12 protein-coding genes are annotated in these 16,783 nt (G+C 34.5%); 1 reads left to right on the plus strand and 11 read right to left on the minus strand.

Features of this window, described 5'->3' with window-relative positions:
• From GQ40_RS11125 to GQ40_RS11135, 3 genes are all read right to left on the minus strand, one after another.
• On the minus strand, positions 1 to 1,173 hold the full coding sequence (locus GQ40_RS11125; RefSeq protein WP_047548196.1) for a hypothetical protein: 1,173 nt from the start codon (positions 1,171 to 1,173) through the stop codon (positions 1 to 3).
• Positions 1,166 to 2,470: an MFS transporter gene (locus GQ40_RS11130; protein ID WP_047548198.1), complete on the minus strand. Its 1,305-nt coding sequence runs from the start codon at positions 2,468 to 2,470 to the stop codon at positions 1,166 to 1,168. Before GQ40_RS11130 ends, GQ40_RS11125 begins: the two co-directional genes overlap by 8 nt.
• Positions 2,471 to 2,606: 136 nt before the next feature.
• Complete coding sequence (locus GQ40_RS11135; protein WP_047548200.1) at positions 2,607 to 5,240, minus strand: TonB-dependent receptor; 2,634 nt, start codon at positions 5,238 to 5,240, stop codon at positions 2,607 to 2,609.
• Positions 5,241 to 5,407: 167 nt separating this feature from the next.
• Between GQ40_RS11135 and GQ40_RS11140 the strand changes: the two genes are divergently transcribed.
• Positions 5,408 to 6,436 carry a LacI family DNA-binding transcriptional regulator gene (locus tag GQ40_RS11140; RefSeq protein WP_047548202.1) on the plus strand — a complete coding sequence of 343 codons (1,029 nt, stop codon included), beginning with the start codon at positions 5,408 to 5,410 and terminating at the stop codon, positions 6,434 to 6,436.
• A gap of 159 nt (positions 6,437 to 6,595) precedes the next feature.
• On the opposite strand, the gene GQ40_RS11145 is transcribed toward GQ40_RS11140, so the two are convergent.
• The 8 genes from GQ40_RS11145 to GQ40_RS11180 all read right to left on the minus strand — a co-directional run bounded on the left by GQ40_RS11145 (position 6,596) and on the right by GQ40_RS11180 (position 16,778).
• Positions 6,596 to 7,180: a DUF4136 domain-containing protein gene (locus GQ40_RS11145; RefSeq protein WP_047548204.1), complete on the minus strand. Its 585-nt coding sequence runs from the start codon at positions 7,178 to 7,180 to the stop codon at positions 6,596 to 6,598.
• Between the two features lie 195 nt (positions 7,181 to 7,375).
• Positions 7,376 to 8,293, minus strand: coding sequence for a tRNA epoxyqueuosine(34) reductase QueG (queG, locus tag GQ40_RS11150; protein WP_047548206.1), 918 nt, complete (start codon positions 8,291 to 8,293; stop codon positions 7,376 to 7,378).
• A 61-nt stretch (positions 8,294 to 8,354) separates the two neighbouring features.
• Positions 8,355 to 9,695: a cytochrome-c peroxidase gene (locus GQ40_RS11155; protein ID WP_047548208.1), complete on the minus strand. Its 1,341-nt coding sequence runs from the start codon at positions 9,693 to 9,695 to the stop codon at positions 8,355 to 8,357.
• A gap of 136 nt (positions 9,696 to 9,831) precedes the next feature.
• Positions 9,832 to 11,154: a cytochrome P450 gene (locus tag GQ40_RS11160; protein WP_047548210.1), complete on the minus strand. Its 1,323-nt coding sequence runs from the start codon at positions 11,152 to 11,154 to the stop codon at positions 9,832 to 9,834.
• A 1-nt stretch (position 11,155) separates the two neighbouring features.
• Positions 11,156 to 12,178: a Holliday junction branch migration DNA helicase RuvB gene (gene ruvB, locus GQ40_RS11165; RefSeq protein ID WP_047548212.1), complete on the minus strand. Its 1,023-nt coding sequence runs from the start codon at positions 12,176 to 12,178 to the stop codon at positions 11,156 to 11,158.
• A gap of 137 nt (positions 12,179 to 12,315) precedes the next feature.
• The gene (locus GQ40_RS11170) at positions 12,316 to 14,112 is read right to left on the minus strand and encodes a cbb3-type cytochrome c oxidase subunit I (protein WP_047548213.1); all 1,797 of its coding nucleotides are present in this window, start codon (positions 14,110 to 14,112) and stop codon (positions 12,316 to 12,318) included.
• Positions 14,113 to 14,207: 95 nt separating this feature from the next.
• Positions 14,208 to 15,365, minus strand: a complete 1,158-nt coding sequence (locus tag GQ40_RS11175; protein ID WP_047548215.1) for a cytochrome c oxidase subunit II — start codon at positions 15,363 to 15,365, stop codon at positions 14,208 to 14,210.
• A 27-nt stretch (positions 15,366 to 15,392) separates the two neighbouring features.
• Entirely contained in the window at positions 15,393 to 16,778 is a 1,386-nt protein-coding gene (locus GQ40_RS11180) for a quinol:cytochrome C oxidoreductase (RefSeq protein ID WP_231565567.1), read from the minus strand.
• Positions 16,779 to 16,783 lie beyond the last annotated feature (5 nt).

Here is a 16,783-nt window from a genome sequence, read left to right on the forward strand (position 1 = left end):
TTACACTAAAATTTTAAAATCGTTAAACCTCGTTTGATGTAATAAAATTGTTGCTGCTCCACTCCATGCGCAATATTTAACTCCATTTGGTTCTCTGGTTTTTGTGTTGAAATTCTCATAAAAAGAAAATGCCTCTATCTCATTAGTAAGATTTATTCTTTCTAAAATAAAATCTGCCTTTTGTATTTTGTGTTTATTGTACAACGCCAAACCAAAAAAGCCATTGACCATAGACCAGCTCCCACCATTGTGAAATTCGTTTGGAAAATTTCTAAATTCGTACTTGCAATTGTTTTTTAGCAAACTCCACTCTTCATCTGTTTGAAATATTGGTGGCCAAAACGCAGGCAATAACCCCAATTTGGTACTGGATGCCAAATCAAATGCATACTCAATTTGTTTTTCCTGAAATGCGCTGTCTCCTATATTTAACAATAATGCTAATGAGTTTGCAAAAGCGTCAAACTGTGTTCTGTAACCAGATGGCGAGAACGAGCAGGGAAGATATCTATCAAATTTAACTTCATTATAAGCTCTTTCATGAAATTTCTCTTCTTCGGAATCTGGAAAAAAATTAGCCTCAATTTGACTTATTATCTTTTCAATTTTATTTGAAAGCTCTTCACTCTTTTTAAAATAATTGTAGCTTTTTAATGCCCAAACCCTTAATAATTGATCGTACAGCACATAACCATCTGTTATGTATTCGTCTGCCCAATTACCAGATAAAGGCACATATAGAAGGTGTTTGTTGTTAAATTCCCAAGCATCCAATAAACTAATACACTTATTTATATTGGTTTTGTATTTTTCAACAAATTCTGGCTTACTTTGATTATATGCGTATTGACAAATACCTATTATATACCATGTCACAGCATCAACTCTTCCTGCCAATCCACCATAACTCACATCTACAGAATTATTTTGAAATCCAACATTTGAAGGAACTGTACCAACCTCATGCTGATGATTTGATAGTGTCTCTAACGTTTTTTTAAATGTAGATATAAGTTCTTCATCTTGAGATGCCAAAGCAGCTAATCCACAGATAACACCATCTCTCGCCCAAACTCTTTTATAGTTCGAAATATCTTGGGCGCTTGCCAGAAATCCTTCCGAAGAAGAACATTTAAACAATAAGTCTATTGATTTTTTATATGCTTCACTCATCTACCTTTGCTTTTTTCGTTTTTATAAATAATGTACATACCGTCGCTACCAATAATAATATTCCTGCAAAGGTGATTGCATTTCTTGGGTCGTTATTTAGAAAATTTTTCAAGATATATCCAAAAGATAATGTTTGAAAAATCATTGGGATTACAATCATCATATTGATTATCCCCATGTAAACACCATAACGTTCTTTAGGGATATCTGCGACAACCATTAAATAAGGAATTCCCATCATACTTGCCCAGCCAATACCAAAACCAGTTATAGCAAAGAACAATAAATTTTTATTTTCTATGTGCGGAAATGCCAAGAAACCTAATGCTGCAATTACTAAACAGAATGCATGTACTTTTTTTGCACTATATCGTTTTGCAAATCCCACTAATGCAAAAGCCACTAAAAAAGTCACTACGTTGTACCAACCGTTTACCAAACCCGTCCAGCTCACCGCTTCACTGTAAGCTTCTTTATTTTGGGGTGTGGCATTCCAAACGGAAAGTGCTACACTCTTGGATGAGTTTTGCCAGTAACAAAATAAAGCATACCATTGAAACAAATAAACCAATGCTAATTGCCACAGTACTTTTGGCATGTCTTTGATTGCTGCAAAAATCTCTATTAAAGGACCTAAAAGACTTCTTTTTTCACTTTTCAGTTTTGCCAACTCTTCCTGGGTTGGAGGGATTTCCTTTGTTTTGCTAATACTCCACAAGATTGTACCAATAGAACACGCTGCTCCCAAGAAAAATGACGCGTAAACCCAAGTTGGCAATGAACCTGTTGTACCAATAAAAATTAACGGGAATATGAATAAAGATAGATTAGCCAATACCTGTCCTAAACCGGTAAAAAAACTTTGCATTTGAAAGCCCATAGGTTGCTGTTCGTCATCTAATTTATCTGCTATGAGTGCTCTGTAAGGTTCCATAGCTGTATTGTTTCCTGCATCTAAAATCCATAATAGACCCGCAGCCATCCACAATGAGCTACTAAAAGGAAATGCCAGCAACGTTAAACTGCATAAAATAGCACCTATTAAAAAGTAGGGTTTACGCCTACCGAATCTTGGACTCCATGTTTTGTCGCTTAATGCTCCAATAATAGGTTGTACCAATAATCCTGTTACTGGACCAGCAAGATGTAATAAAGGTATTTGATCTGGACTTGCGCCCAAGAAGTCATAAATTGGAGTTACCGCACTTTGTTGTAAACCAAAACTATATTGAATTCCGAAGAAACCAACATTCATATTTAGAATTTGCCAGAAGCTTAATTTTGGTTTCGTAATCATTTAATTCGTTCTTAACTGTTAAAGTAACTAATGTATTATAATTTTTAGTAAAAAGAGCCAATGCTATATGAAGGCATTGACTCTCTTAACTCAAATCAATTTAAAACTCAATAAATTTATTAACACTTAAAATTTATTAAAAACTATAGTTAAGACCCAATGAGATTGATCGTCCTGGCACTGGTCTTACTCTCAAATAATTAGTCTGACCTTCAATTATACTTCCTTCCTCAGACTCTGTAATGCCTAGAGAATCGAAAAGGTTGTTTGCTGAAAGGTTAGCGTTTAAATTATCTGTAATACCTATGTTTATAAAACTGTTTATAATTACAAATCCTGGCAATACTAACTCATTAGAATCTTGAGCGTAAGCTTTGCTTTGCCCAATGAAACTTAAACCGATTGCATTTTTATTTGTTTTTCCGAAGTTATAGGTTGGAATGAAATTGTAAATAAAATCTGGTTGTCTTCTTGGTGTATTCCCATCATTGTCTCCTGAGTCTATTTGTGCGTCTGTAAACGTTAGTCCACCACGTATATCAAAATCTTCAGTAAATCTATAAGATCCTTCTAATTCTATACCAACTGATTTATAATCATTTTCTATAATACTGTTTGATGTTGCCTCGAAACCACCTTCTTCAATTGTTTTTGCAAAGAATACTGTTGCGTAAAGTGATCCTTTTTCAAAACCTCTTTTGTAACCTACTTCTGCCTGATTGATAAAATCCAAAGCATTTATCGCATCGCTGTTTGTATAATCTAAACCTGCAAATAAAATACGATCTGCTTTTGCTGCTCCACCTCTACTGTAACGAGCAAATACAGCTTCGTTATCCTTTAATAAATAGTTAGCACCAACTGAAAAAGATACGTAATCATAATCATAGTTTACGGTTGTTGGATTTGCTAAATCTATAGCTTGAACTGTTTGCTCTGGCAATGAAATCTCACCATCATTGTTAATGTCGTATTGAGATGTTACAGGTCCTGAGAATGTTCCATCTACTTTACCTTTATCATAGCGGATACTTGCATCGAAATTCAATTTTTCAGAAGCTTCAAGCGCTAAAGCCACATATGGTGCAGACGTATTGTACCTTGTATCGTAGCTACGTTGGCAACAGTTTCCGAAAAAAGCAGCACCGTAAGCTACCAATCCATTTACAGAAAGTGGATTACCTGTACTATCAAGCGCATCAATCAATCTCGCATCGTCACCAGACGCTTCTAACAAGTAAGAATTCCATAACCAAGACATAGATACATTTTGAATACCTTTAAAGTAACCAACAGTAACATCTAGATTGTCAAACTTTTTAGTCAAACGGATGTCATTCATAAAGTTGTTAAAGTTGTTTAATTGCGTATCAAATAAGACTACTGGTGTTAATAAAGATGTCCCGCTTACAACACCATCTCCATTTGCGTAAACTAATGAGTCATATCCATTGTTTGTAGCGAAATCACCCGCTAAAAAATCATTTGCTGTAGATACACTTGCAGGAAACGGAGAGTTAAAACCACCTTTATTAGATGAGAACCTCCCATTATTTGTGATCTTAAAATCATCGCCTAAATCAAAAGATGCTTGAACACCAAAAGATGTTGAGATTGGATTCATCCCATCGCTTACATTAGAACGCCTTAATTCTCCATTGGCTCCTAAACCAACATTTTGATCTAAATATGGTGTATGTAATGTTTGGCTGTTGGCATCAAAATTAGGTATGTTCTCAAAATTAGGATCTGCATTTGTACCCGTCACTTGAATTGGATTTGGCAAATAAGCAATTGCTTTATCATTTAAATATTTAGCATATACTCTAACATAGCCTTTATCGAATTCTTTGGTCAAGTTTAGCTTGAATTGACCACCATTATTTGCAGTATATCCTGCATCTCTTATGCCTTCACCTACTCTGTAAAATCCTCCCATATGAAAATAAAGCCCATCTCCAATTGGAGCTCCATAGTCAAAATCGGTTCTAAAGTTACCGTAATCCAATCCAAAAGATGTCCCAAGAGATCCACCTTCTGTTTTTCCTGTTTTGCTAATTAAATTGATGATTGCTCCAGGAGAATTTGAGGATAACGTTGAGGCAGACCCACCTCTTATTGCTTCTATTCTTCCAATATTAGAATCATATCTTGTAAATATATCTGCAGTAGCAAATGACATATCGCCAAATAATAATACCGGTAATCCATCCTCTTGTAATTGTACATATTTAGATCCACCAGAAGAAACAGGCACACCACGCACTGCTATGTTAGAGTTACCTTCGCCACCCGAAGACTCTGAACGTATTCCTGGTATTGTTCTAAAAATCTCTGCTGTAGTTCTTGGTGCAGATTGCTGGATTACTTCTGGTCTCATTGTTGTAACAGACACACTAGATTCGATTCTAGATTTAGGATTTGTAACACCTGTCACAATAACTTGGTCTAATGATTCTGCATCTTCACTCATTACAATATCAACTGTGATATTTGTTCCATCTACCGAAACGCTTTGACTAAATTTTGAGAAACCTAAATAAGTAGCGTTTAAAGTATAGGTTCCATTTTCAACGTTGGAGATTGTGTAATTTCCATCAAAATCTGAAACTGCTCCTTGAGTTGTTCCATTAAGAATAACATTAACTCCACCCAAAGGCACTCCAGCACCATCAGATATTCTACCCGATATTGAAGATTGAGCCACTAATGTCGATACCGTCATTAGGAATAAAATTAATAAACTGTAACATTTTTTTTGTGTGATCATTTTAGTCTATTTTAATAATATGATAATTATTTAGGTTAATTAATTGTAAATCTATACTTAAACACCAATTTAAATATTGAAAAAACAATCGAAAACGTTTTCGATTTTACCGAAAACGTTTTCGATTTATTATTTTTATGTATTTTTATTGTTCAATTAACTCTCAAATGAAACCAGTCACATTAAAACAGATTGCCGAAACTTTGAATATTTCTGTTACTACAGTTTCTAAAGCTTTAAAAGATTATCCTGACGTAAGCGAAAAAACAAAAAAACTAGTTAAGGAACTTGCAAAAACTCTAAACTACAAACCCAATGCATTTGCTGTAAACCTAAGAAGAAGTGAATCTAAAACGATTGGACTCATCATACCAGAAGTTGTACATCATTTTTTTTCCAGCGTTATTAAAGGCATTATAAACCAAGCAGAAAAGAAAGGTTATCTTGTTATTATACTTCAATCAAACGAATCTTACGAATTAGAAAAAAAACAATTAGATCTTTTAATTAGTCAAAGAGTAGATGGTATTTTAATTTCTCTTGCTAATGGCACTGCAGATTTTAAACACCTCGAAAACCTGATCTCACAAGAAGTGCCGCTTGTTATGTTTGATAAAATTGCAAAAATTGTCAATTGCTCAAAAGTGATTATCAATGATAGAAAAGCAGCATATATTGCCACGCAACATTTAATCGATACTGGGTGCAAACGTATTGCCCATTTTAGAGGACCACTTTTACCTCAAAATTCAATTGACAGATTTCTGGGCTATAAAAAAGCTTTAACCGACAACAATATGCCTTACGACCCATCTTTGGTTTATATATTGAACGATATGAGCTATGATGAAGGTACCTTCTATGCTGGTCAACTATTAAAAGATCATAATGATGTGGATGGTATATTTATAAATACCGATCTAGTTGCCATTGGAGCCATAACAGAATTTAACAAAAGAGGTGTTAAGGTACCGCACGACATTTCGGTAATTGGATTTAGTAATTGGTTTATGTCATCTGTCATTTCACCAAAACTCTCTACAATAGACCAACCTGGATATTTAATGGGAAAAACAGCTTTTAAACTATTGTTTAAAGAAATCAAAAAACGTAAAAAGAAAGAACCTATTACTTTTGAAACTGTTGAATTGGAAACGAATTTGATAATTCGAGAATCTTCAAAAATTGATAGCTAATTTTTCTTCGGAAATTTTAAATATCAAAAACATGTCGATTCTGTATGCGTTATAGAACAGTCATTCAGAAAAGAAAAGTCTACTCACCAAAAATCTTAAAAAAGATTTGATGAGTAGACTTTTAATACCTACAGCTTTTACTGTAAAGTGAATTCTTAATTATTTTTGAATTGGAAATTCTGCGAACATGTCATCCACAAATGTCGCCATTGCGTTAGAGTTATTTTGCTTAAATATGTAATCAGATGCTGTTGCTTGCCAGATTATATTTTTAGTTTTACTGTCAACCAATCTAAACATTAACATTCCTTCTTTATAAGTATCTACTTCTGTTTCGTAGCCTACTAAATCTCTATAATTGTAATAATCATAATAATAGTTGTTGGCATAGTAAGGACTTACTCGGTACGTTCTATCGTAATAAGTAGGATATGTAGCATATACTGGCTCTTGAGATACAGACTTTTCCTTATCTACAGTAGTACTTAACAAAATTAAAAGATCAGGATTTGTTCTATCTAATGTATATCCTTTATCCATCATTTTCTTATTTACCAAGTCTATAACATTCATACCTACAGTATTATCTTGTTCAAATTTATTTAAATCATCAAAATTACTATTTGGCAAATAGGCAAATGTCTTATAATTCTCTAATGATTTATCACTCATTTTTGTCGTTGTTACTTTTGGTCCGCAACTGAGTAAGATTAGCGTCAAAAGTGTATACATAATATTTTTCATAAAAAAGTTTTTTAATTTACTTTAAACTACTAAATATCAAGCTTTCCGCTGTTCTTTATCAATCTAAATCTTTGCTCATTTTAAATAAATTTTCTTAAATAAATCATAATGGGGCAGAATTCAGAATCATTAGGTTTTAAAATCTATTGAACTTCGAAATTTAATTAAATGTGATAGTATTTGTAGTAGAGTTTTCTATTTCAAAAACTTAATGTTGCGTTGCAATCCCTCAAACTTAGTACGTTTAACAGCGCTCTTTTTAAATACTTTATTAAACGTATCCTTTGTGATTTCTTCCCAATCTTTTTTGGTCATTGATAATACTTCTGGATGCGGATTAAACAATGGTTCACTGTGCGGTTTTGAAAACCGATTCCAAGGACAAACATCTTGGCATATGTCACAACCAAACATCCAGTCGTTGAATTGACCTTTAAATTCCGAAGGAATATTTTCTTTAAGTTCTATAGTGAAATAAGAAATGCATTTACTACCATCTACAACGTAAGGTTCGGTAATGGCTTGGGTTGGACACGCATCTATACACGCTGTACATGTACCACAGTGATCGGTTACTGCGTGATCGTATTCTAATTCTAAATCGATGATGAGTTCTGCAATAAAATAGAATGATCCTACTTTTTGGGTTAAGAGATTACTATGCTTTCCTATCCAGCCCAAACCAGATTTTGCTGCCCATGCCTTATCCAAAACCGGGGCGGAATCTACAAATGCACGACCGTGAACATCTCCAATTTCATCTTGAATGGATTGTAACAGTTCTTTCAGTTTGTCTTTTATTACAAAATGATAATCTGTTCCGTAGGCATATTTTGAAAGTTGATAACTTTCAGGATTTTGGATTTCCGAAGGAAAATAATTTAAGAGTAATGAGACGACACTTTTTGAACCTTCGACGAGTTTTGTTGGGTCCAGGCGTTTATCAAAATGATTTTCCATGTAATGCATTTCGCCATGTGCATTATTTTTTAACCATTTTTCTAATCGAGGTGCTTCTTCTTCTAAAAATCCAGCTTTACTTATTCCGCAGGATAAAAAACCAAGTCGTTTGGCTTCAGCTTTGATAAATTGAGAATGTTGCGTTTTGTTCACCCTCAAATTTAAAACATCTTGAGTTTATTTTAGAATTTTAATACGCTCTAATATTAAAGATTTAATTGCAACCCATATCTTGGGAAGACATTGGATCTGCATTTGGAAAACAGAAGCCCGTTGGTAGTGCTTCTGGCACATAACGTTGCAAATTACTGTCATACAGTGCATTTTCTAAAAACGCGGTGATGGAATCAATTTGATCATCTGTCAAGTTAAGAGATGTAAATAACGGTGACATTTGTGTTGAAGGTACGTCTTGATTTTCTGCTACCGCATTGTTTTTATACCTAACGACCTCTTCGATAGAGTGAAAACTACCACCATGTCCAAAAAAGGCGACGTCTTTAAGGTTATAAAGTTGTGGTGTTTTGAATTTGTAATCATCTTCTGGATTATTTGTAAAACCACCTCTACCACGTTTTGTTGCGTCATCAATTACAGTTAGTACTTGCTCTCCTTCTAAATCCTTCATCCCTAAAGCATGAAAATCCATACCATTTAAAGCAGGACCAGAATGACAAGAGAAACATTTTGCATCGTCAAAAAATAAAAGTGCACCTTCGGTTTCTTGTTCGTTCATTGCGCTTTCATTTCCGTTTAACCACTGCTGAAAAGGTGCTTGATTAGGTAATAAAGTTCTTTCGTAAGCTGCAATAGCTAAAGCTCCATTTAATTTTGAATAACGCTCACTAACATCTACGTCTGCAAAAGCTTCGTCAAACATATCTTTATAAGCAGAATTAACTATAAAGTCATGATCAATTACTAATCTATGAACATCCAATCCTGCAATAGCTTGCGTTTCAACACCTTCAAACCCAAAAGTATTGGCCTCTTTTGGTGTGCCTACTGTCCAATTTGCCTCTGTACCTAAGTTGGTACCTGTTCCACCAAATTGTCCGTTCCAAAGCATCACATCCTGATAGGCAACATTCAAAGCACTTGGTGTTCTAATAGGTTGTACGTCTAGATCTGTCTCTACATACAATCCGTTCTTTATTCGACCTTCTCCATGAAGCCCAAAACCCATACCACCTTCACCAATACCCTGTAAAATTCCACTTTGGAATCCTGCTTGTGCATGGTGACAGCTTGCACAAGAATAGGTATTCATGCCATCTTCCATTGATGGGTTCATCGCAATTCCTGTTTCATGAAACAACATTTTACCAAGCTCTACCTTAGCAGAGGTAATTTGGTTATTGGGATCGTTTGGGATTAGGTTAAAATCTGTTGCTAATGGCTGAATCAATGCATCTTTTGATCCATAAAGTTCAACTATTCTAGATTCTAATTGAGTTTGACCAGGTACAGGCACGTAATTATCATCATCTCGAGCACACGACACTAATGTAATCATTGCTCCTAAAATTAGGCTTAAAGTTTGTAATCTTTTCATTATGATTGATTTGCTAGGGCTGGCAAAGTAAAAAAAAAAGATTTTATAATTTACATATATTAGATTAAACACGTATTTTTTAGTTTAGATTCTCTTTTATCAGATAAAATGCACAAATGAGAAGATTAGCGTTTTGTTACCTTTTTTCAAACGTAAGTAACGCATTTTTAGGCTTTAAAGTAATTAATGGAGTAATATCTATGCGATCAAAATTAGGATATATTTTAAATTTAGAAACCAATTCTCTTACAGCGATGATCATTTCAAACATAGCGAAGTTATTGCCAATACATTTTCTTGGTCCCGCTCCAAAAGGGAAGTATTGTGATGAAAATTTACGAGAGCCTTCATTAAAGCGCTCGGGTTTGAACTTATTTGGTTGTTCCCAAAGTTCTGGATGACGATGAATTTCATATACCGAAAACAATAAGTTTGAACCTGCTTTGATATTAATGTCATTGAATTGGTCATCTTCAATATTTACACGATCAATAAAATATGCGGGAGGATACAGTCGCATAGACTCTTCAAGTACTTGCTGGCAAATTTTAGACGACATTATTGCAGTCATCACATCATCTGTATCATTTGTTACTTCAATAATTTCATTATAAATCTTTTCCTGCCATTCTGGATGCTGCGCTAATAACTGGCACGTAAAGGTCAACGCATTAGATGTCGTTTCATGACCTGCAGTAAACAATATTAAAATCTCATCAATGAGCTGTTCTTCATCCATCTCGTTCCCATCATCATAACGGGCATCCAAGAGCATATCCAGTAAATCATTATTTTTTTCTTCGGAAATTCGCCTCTCACCAACAATTCTTTTTAAGATCTCTCTGGCTTCTTTAGTTAAATCAATATGTTTTTCGATTTTTCCACTCACATTAAACCACCAGCCCAAATACGGTTGTCTCAACTCCTTAACCAACATTTTTTGAGCAGCTTCTGTAATAAATTGAAGTCTATTGATATCCTCTTGGCTTGCTGCACTACTAAATAAAGATTTCACAACAGTTTGAAAAGCCAAATCATTCAATATTGGAAATATATCAATGCTTGTATCGGGTTCAATTTTTTTATATTCGGAAAGAATTGCAGTTCTAATCGTGCCTAATAAATTCTCCAAATACTTTTTATGGAATGCAGGTTGGATGAGCTTGCGCTGTTTTTTCCAATGCTCACCTTCCGAAGTTAATAAACCTTTACCCACATATTTGACTAAATCCTCTGTTTGGATTTTTGATTTCACATAGTTTTTTTGATTCTTCTGAAGCACATACTCTGCAAAAGAAGCATCCCGACAAAAAAATACGCTGTTTGTGAATCCTATTTTTAATTTGAAGATATCACCTTGCTCGGTAAAATTTTTATGATGAAAAGGAAGCGGATTTTTGAGTATCTCAAGAGAATGTTTGATGAATTTCGATAATGGGACTTCTGGAATTTTCTTCATTTTAAAATAAACCGCCTTGTGTTGGTCCTTTAATTTTACCTAAGTGTTTATATGCTTGCTCGGTTACTTCTCGACCACGAGGTGTACGCATTAAAAACCCTTGTTGGATTAAAAATGGCTCATAAACTTCTTCTATAGTTTCAGCACTTTCACTTACCGCTGTCGCAATAGTGGTAATCCCAACTGGACCTCCTTTAAATTTTTCGATTATTGTAGAAAGGATTTTGTTGTCCATTTCGTCCAAACCGTGAGCGTCAACATGGAGCGCTTCCAATGCAAATTTTGCTATTTTAATATCTATTTTACCATTACCCTTTATTTGGGCAAAATCACGAACTCTGCGCAATAGTGCATTGGCAATTCTCGGTGTTCCTCTGCTTCGTCCCGCGATTTCTACAGCAGCTTCCATGGAAATTGGCACGTTTAAAATGGATGCACTACGTTGTACGATTGTGGTTAATAATTCGGTATTATAATATTGTAATCTACTTTGAATCCCAAAACGTGCTCGCATTGGAGAGGTCAATAAACCTGAACGTGTTGTTGCTCCAACCAACGTAAACGGATTCAAGTTTATTTGAACCGTTCTTGCATTTGGTCCAGACTCAATCATGATATCTATTTTGTAGTCTTCCATTGCAGAGTATAGATATTCCTCTACAATAGGACTTAAACGATGGATTTCATCAATAAACAGTACATCTCGTTCTTCTAAATTGGTAAGTAAACCAGCCAAATCTCCTGGTTTGTCCAAAACTGGTCCAGAAGTCACTTTTATACCTACATTAAGTTCACTGGCTAAAATATGAGCTAATGTTGTTTTTCCTAATCCTGGAGGACCATGAAATAGGGTGTGATCTAAAGCTTCATCTCTACCATTTGCTGCTTGTACAAAAATTTGAAGATTCTCCAACACTTGGTCTTGACCTGTAAAATCATCAAATGATAATGGTCTTAACTTTTTTTCGACATCCAGTTCTTCTGGAGTGAAATTATGGTCTGTTGGGTCTAGGTTTTCGTTCATGGTATTACCTGCGCACACAGGTATTTCTTTAAAAAATGATACTTTGTAAATATAATGAAAAAAGACCTTCTGATTGAGTTATCATTCAGAAGGTCTTTTAGTATTTGTTTTAAGATTCCTGGCTTCGCAGGTATTAATTAATGTTGTAATTCTTCCTCACCATCATATAGTGGTACATTTTGAGGCACAAAGTCTTCTTCATGTCCTGGCTTACTGTAATCATAAGGCCAACGGTGCACGTGAGGTATATCTCCTGGCCAGTTACCATGCATATGTTCTACTGGTGTAGTCCACTCTAAAGTATTTGATTTCCAAGGATTTTGAACAGATTTTTTTCCATAGAAAATACTATAAATAAAATTAAATAAAAATATAAGCTGCACAACACCTGCAATTAGGGCGAATACCGTAATTACGACGTTAGCATTTGCTGTATCATCAAATAATGGAAAATTAGAATTCGTATAATAACGTCTCGGTAGGCCTGCCATACCTATGAAGTGCATTGGAAAGAAAACACCATAAGCACAAATTGCAGTTACCCAAAAATGTATATATCCTAGATTTTTATTCATCATGCGACCAAACATCTTTGGAAACCAATGATAGATACCTGCAAATACACCATATAATGCAGAGATTCCCATAACCAAATGGAAATGCGCTACTACAAAGTATGTATCATGAACGTTAATATCTAATGCACTATCTCCTAAAATAATACCTGTTAAACCTCCAGTTATGAAAGTAGATACTAATCCAATAGAAAAGAGCATTGCTGGGTTCATTTGTAGGTTACCTTTCCAGAGCGTGGTTATATAGTTAAAAGCTTTTACTGCTGAAGGAATTGCAATCAATAATGTTGTAAATGTAAATACAGATCCTAAAAACGGATTCATACCAGAAATAAACATATGGTGACCCCAAACTATTGTTGAAAGGAATGCAATTGCCAAAATTGACATTACCATTGCTCTATAACCGAAAATTGGTTTACGTGAGTTTGTTGCAATAATTTCGGAAGTAATACCTAATGCTGGTAACAATACGATATAAACCTCTGGGTGACCTAAGAACCAAAATAAATGCTCAAATAAAACTGGAGAACCACCTTGGTAATGTAAGACTTCACCTTGTATAAAAATATCGGATAAGAAGAATGATGTACCAAAACTTCTATCCATTATTAATAATAATGCTGCTGAAAGTAAAACCGGAAATGATACAACGCCTATAATAGCAGTTACAAAAAATGCCCAGATTGTTAGAGGAAGTCTTGTCATAGACATTCCTTTTGTACGTAAATTGATAACGGTTACAACGTAATTTAAAGACCCTAATAAAGAAGAAGCAATAAATATAGCCATTGAGACTAGCCACAAGGTCATACCCAAACCAGAACCTCCCTGAGCCATTGGTAGAGCACTTAATGGAGGGTAAATAGTCCAACCTGCTGCTGCTGGTCCAAATTCCACGAAAAATGATGATATCATGACAACACATGACACAAAGAATAACCAATAAGACACCATGTTTAAAAAACCTGAGGCCATATCTCTCGCTCCAATTTGCAATGGAATTAGTAAATTACTAAATGTACCACTTAAACCTGCAGTCAATACAAAGAACACCATTAATGTACCGTGAATGGTTACCAATGCCAAATATACATCTGCATCCATGACACCTTCTGGAGCCCATTTACCCAATAATGCTTCAAAAATTACATTTGGCTCTTCTGGCCATGCAATTTGCATACGCATCATTAAAGACATTAAAATACCAATAATCCCCATAATAATTACTCCAGTAATCAAATACTGCTTGGCAATCATTTTATGATCTTGACTAAATATGTATTTGGTTACAAAAGTCTCTTTATGATGATGTCCGTGATCGTCGTCGTGTGCGTGAGTATCTGCGTGTGCTGACATAATCTATTTTCTATTTTTAAATCTTTTTATATAATTTTTTTTTGAATCAACTTAAATCCAACTAACATGTGCACTGCTAGTTTAGAAAAATATTATTATTTCTCGTTAGGAATTACTTCTTCTTTAGCTGATTCATTTTCGCTCCTAATTGATTCATCGTCAACTGTAGGTATTTCTGCAGCCTTTTCTTCATCAACAATTAAGGAATTCTTGAAGGTCTTTTGCTCTTTCATCCAAGCATCATACTCTTCTTGAGTTTCTACAATAATCTTCATTTGCATATTGTAATGTGATTTACCGCAAATCTTATTACATAGCAACAAGTAGTCAAATTCATAAAGAACTTCTTGACCCTTAGCTTCTATTTCTTTTCTGTTTTCTAATCTTATTTCATTGATATTAGCCACTTTTTCTTGAATGTCTGGATTTTGGCGCATTTCTGCTGTAGTCACTGTTGGGGTAAATCCAAATTGAGTAATCATTCCAGGAACACAGTTCATTTGTGCTCTAAAGTGTGGCATATATGCTGAGTGCAATACATCTTGGGAGCGCATTTTAAATAAGATAGGTTTACCTACTGGTAAATGTAATTCTGTTGTTATAACATCATCTTGAGCGTTAGGATCTGAATCATCTAAGCCTAAAATGTTAGCACGATCAATGTCAATCAATCTCACATTAGCCAAACCTAATGTATTGTCTTCACCTCCATAGCGAGCTTTCCAGTTAAATTGCTGAGCATATAACTCAATTACCAACGGATCATCGCTTTCGTCGACGTTCATAATGCTTGTCCAAGTAAATAGACCCCAAATAATCAAACCTGCAAGAACTATAACTGGAATGAAAGTCCAAATAGCCTCGAGTGTATTATTATCTGCATAAAATAATGCCTTACGACCTTTCTCTCCTTTATACTTAAAAGCGAAATAATGTAGTAAAAACTGTGTAATGGTTTGTACGATAAAAATAATAGTCATGGAGACTATCATCAAATTATCTAAACCAGGACCATGCTCTGAAGCAGAATTAGATGTTAACGGTAAATCACCTAAATACCAAAAGCTAACTATAGTTATGGCATAAATGAAAACTAAGAATCCCATCATTAGGTACCCATTAATTCTATTGTCTTTATCTGTAGCAACTTGGTCATTTGAAATGCTTACATGAGCTAAATCAAAAATCTTAACCATTTGCCAGATGGCAATAGCTATGAAAAGTATTATTATTATTGTTAAAAAAGCAGTCATTGTCGTTTCTGTTCTTTATGTAATTTATTAATAATGGAAATGTTCACTTTCTTTGATAAAAGGATTACGCTTTGGTTCTAAGGGCGCTTTTGTCAGTGCTGTAAATACAACAAATATGAATAATCCTGCAAAAAGAAGTATTGAACCTATTTCTGGTATTCCAATAGCCCATTGGTCTCCAACTGTAGCTGGCATAATCATATTAAATATGTCTATATAATGACCACATAAGATTACAATACCTGCCATAATAACGAACCATGGAATACGCTTGTAATCACTATTCATTAATATCAAAAGTGGGAATATGAAATTCATTGCTACCATTCCTAAAAATGGTAATTGGTAATCTTGGAATCTAGTCACAAAATAGGTTACTTCCTCAGGAATATTTGAATACCAAATTAACATGAACTGAGAGAACCATAAATATGTCCAGAAAATACTAAAACCAAACATGAATTTAGCTAAATCGTGTATATGGCTATCATTTACTTTTGGCAATAAACCTAATGATTTCAAGTAAATAGTTATCATAGATATTACTGTAATACCACATACCATCATTCCTGCAAGGACATACCATCCAAATAATGTAGAGAACCAGTGTGGATCAACACTCATTATCCAGTCCCAAGACATCATAGATTCAGTATATAAAAAGAATACCAAAAATCCTGCTGATATACGAAATGTCTTTTTAAAGTTTCTATTATCGTCTGCACTATCTTGAGCGATAGAGAATTTACGAGAGAAATGTCTATACAGATACCATCCTCCAACAAAAATCAATCCTCTAATTAAAAATCCCCAATAATTTAACCAGCCTTTTTTACCACTAACCAATTTATCAAATTTTTCACTATCTGGATCTACCATTTCAGGGTTCATCCAGTTAAAGATTGCATCATGTCCAATAAAATGAGATAAAGACGCAATTAACAATACAATTAAAGCCCCAGGTAGCATGTATGCTGTGATCCCTTCCATCACTCTTAATAGTAATGGAGACCAACCTGCCTGTGCTGCGTATTGTACTGCATAAAACGCTAATACTCCCAATGCAATCATAAAGAAGAAAAATGCTGCTACATATAATGCAGCCCATGGTCTATTTGCTAATCTATGCTGCACGTGCTCTGCATGTTCTTCATCATGGTCAACAGCGTCTGCGTGAGAACTCCCTTCATGAGTATCTGCTAGTGCATCATGCGCATTTGCTTTATGTGAGTTATCAGAATGATCTTCTACTCCTGCAACAACATGTGCTTTGGTTTCTGCTTCATGACCACCTCCATGCCCTGCTTCTTGAGCAGCAATCATTTCTTTTACGTCTTCTAAAGAATGATGAGATGTCGCAAATCCATAACCTACACCTATTAGCCCAACAATCATTAGGATAATAGAAGTCATTTTTA

The organism is Psychroserpens sp. Hel_I_66 (assembly GCF_000799465.1).
Lineage (GTDB): Bacteria > Bacteroidota > Bacteroidia > Flavobacteriales > Flavobacteriaceae > Psychroserpens.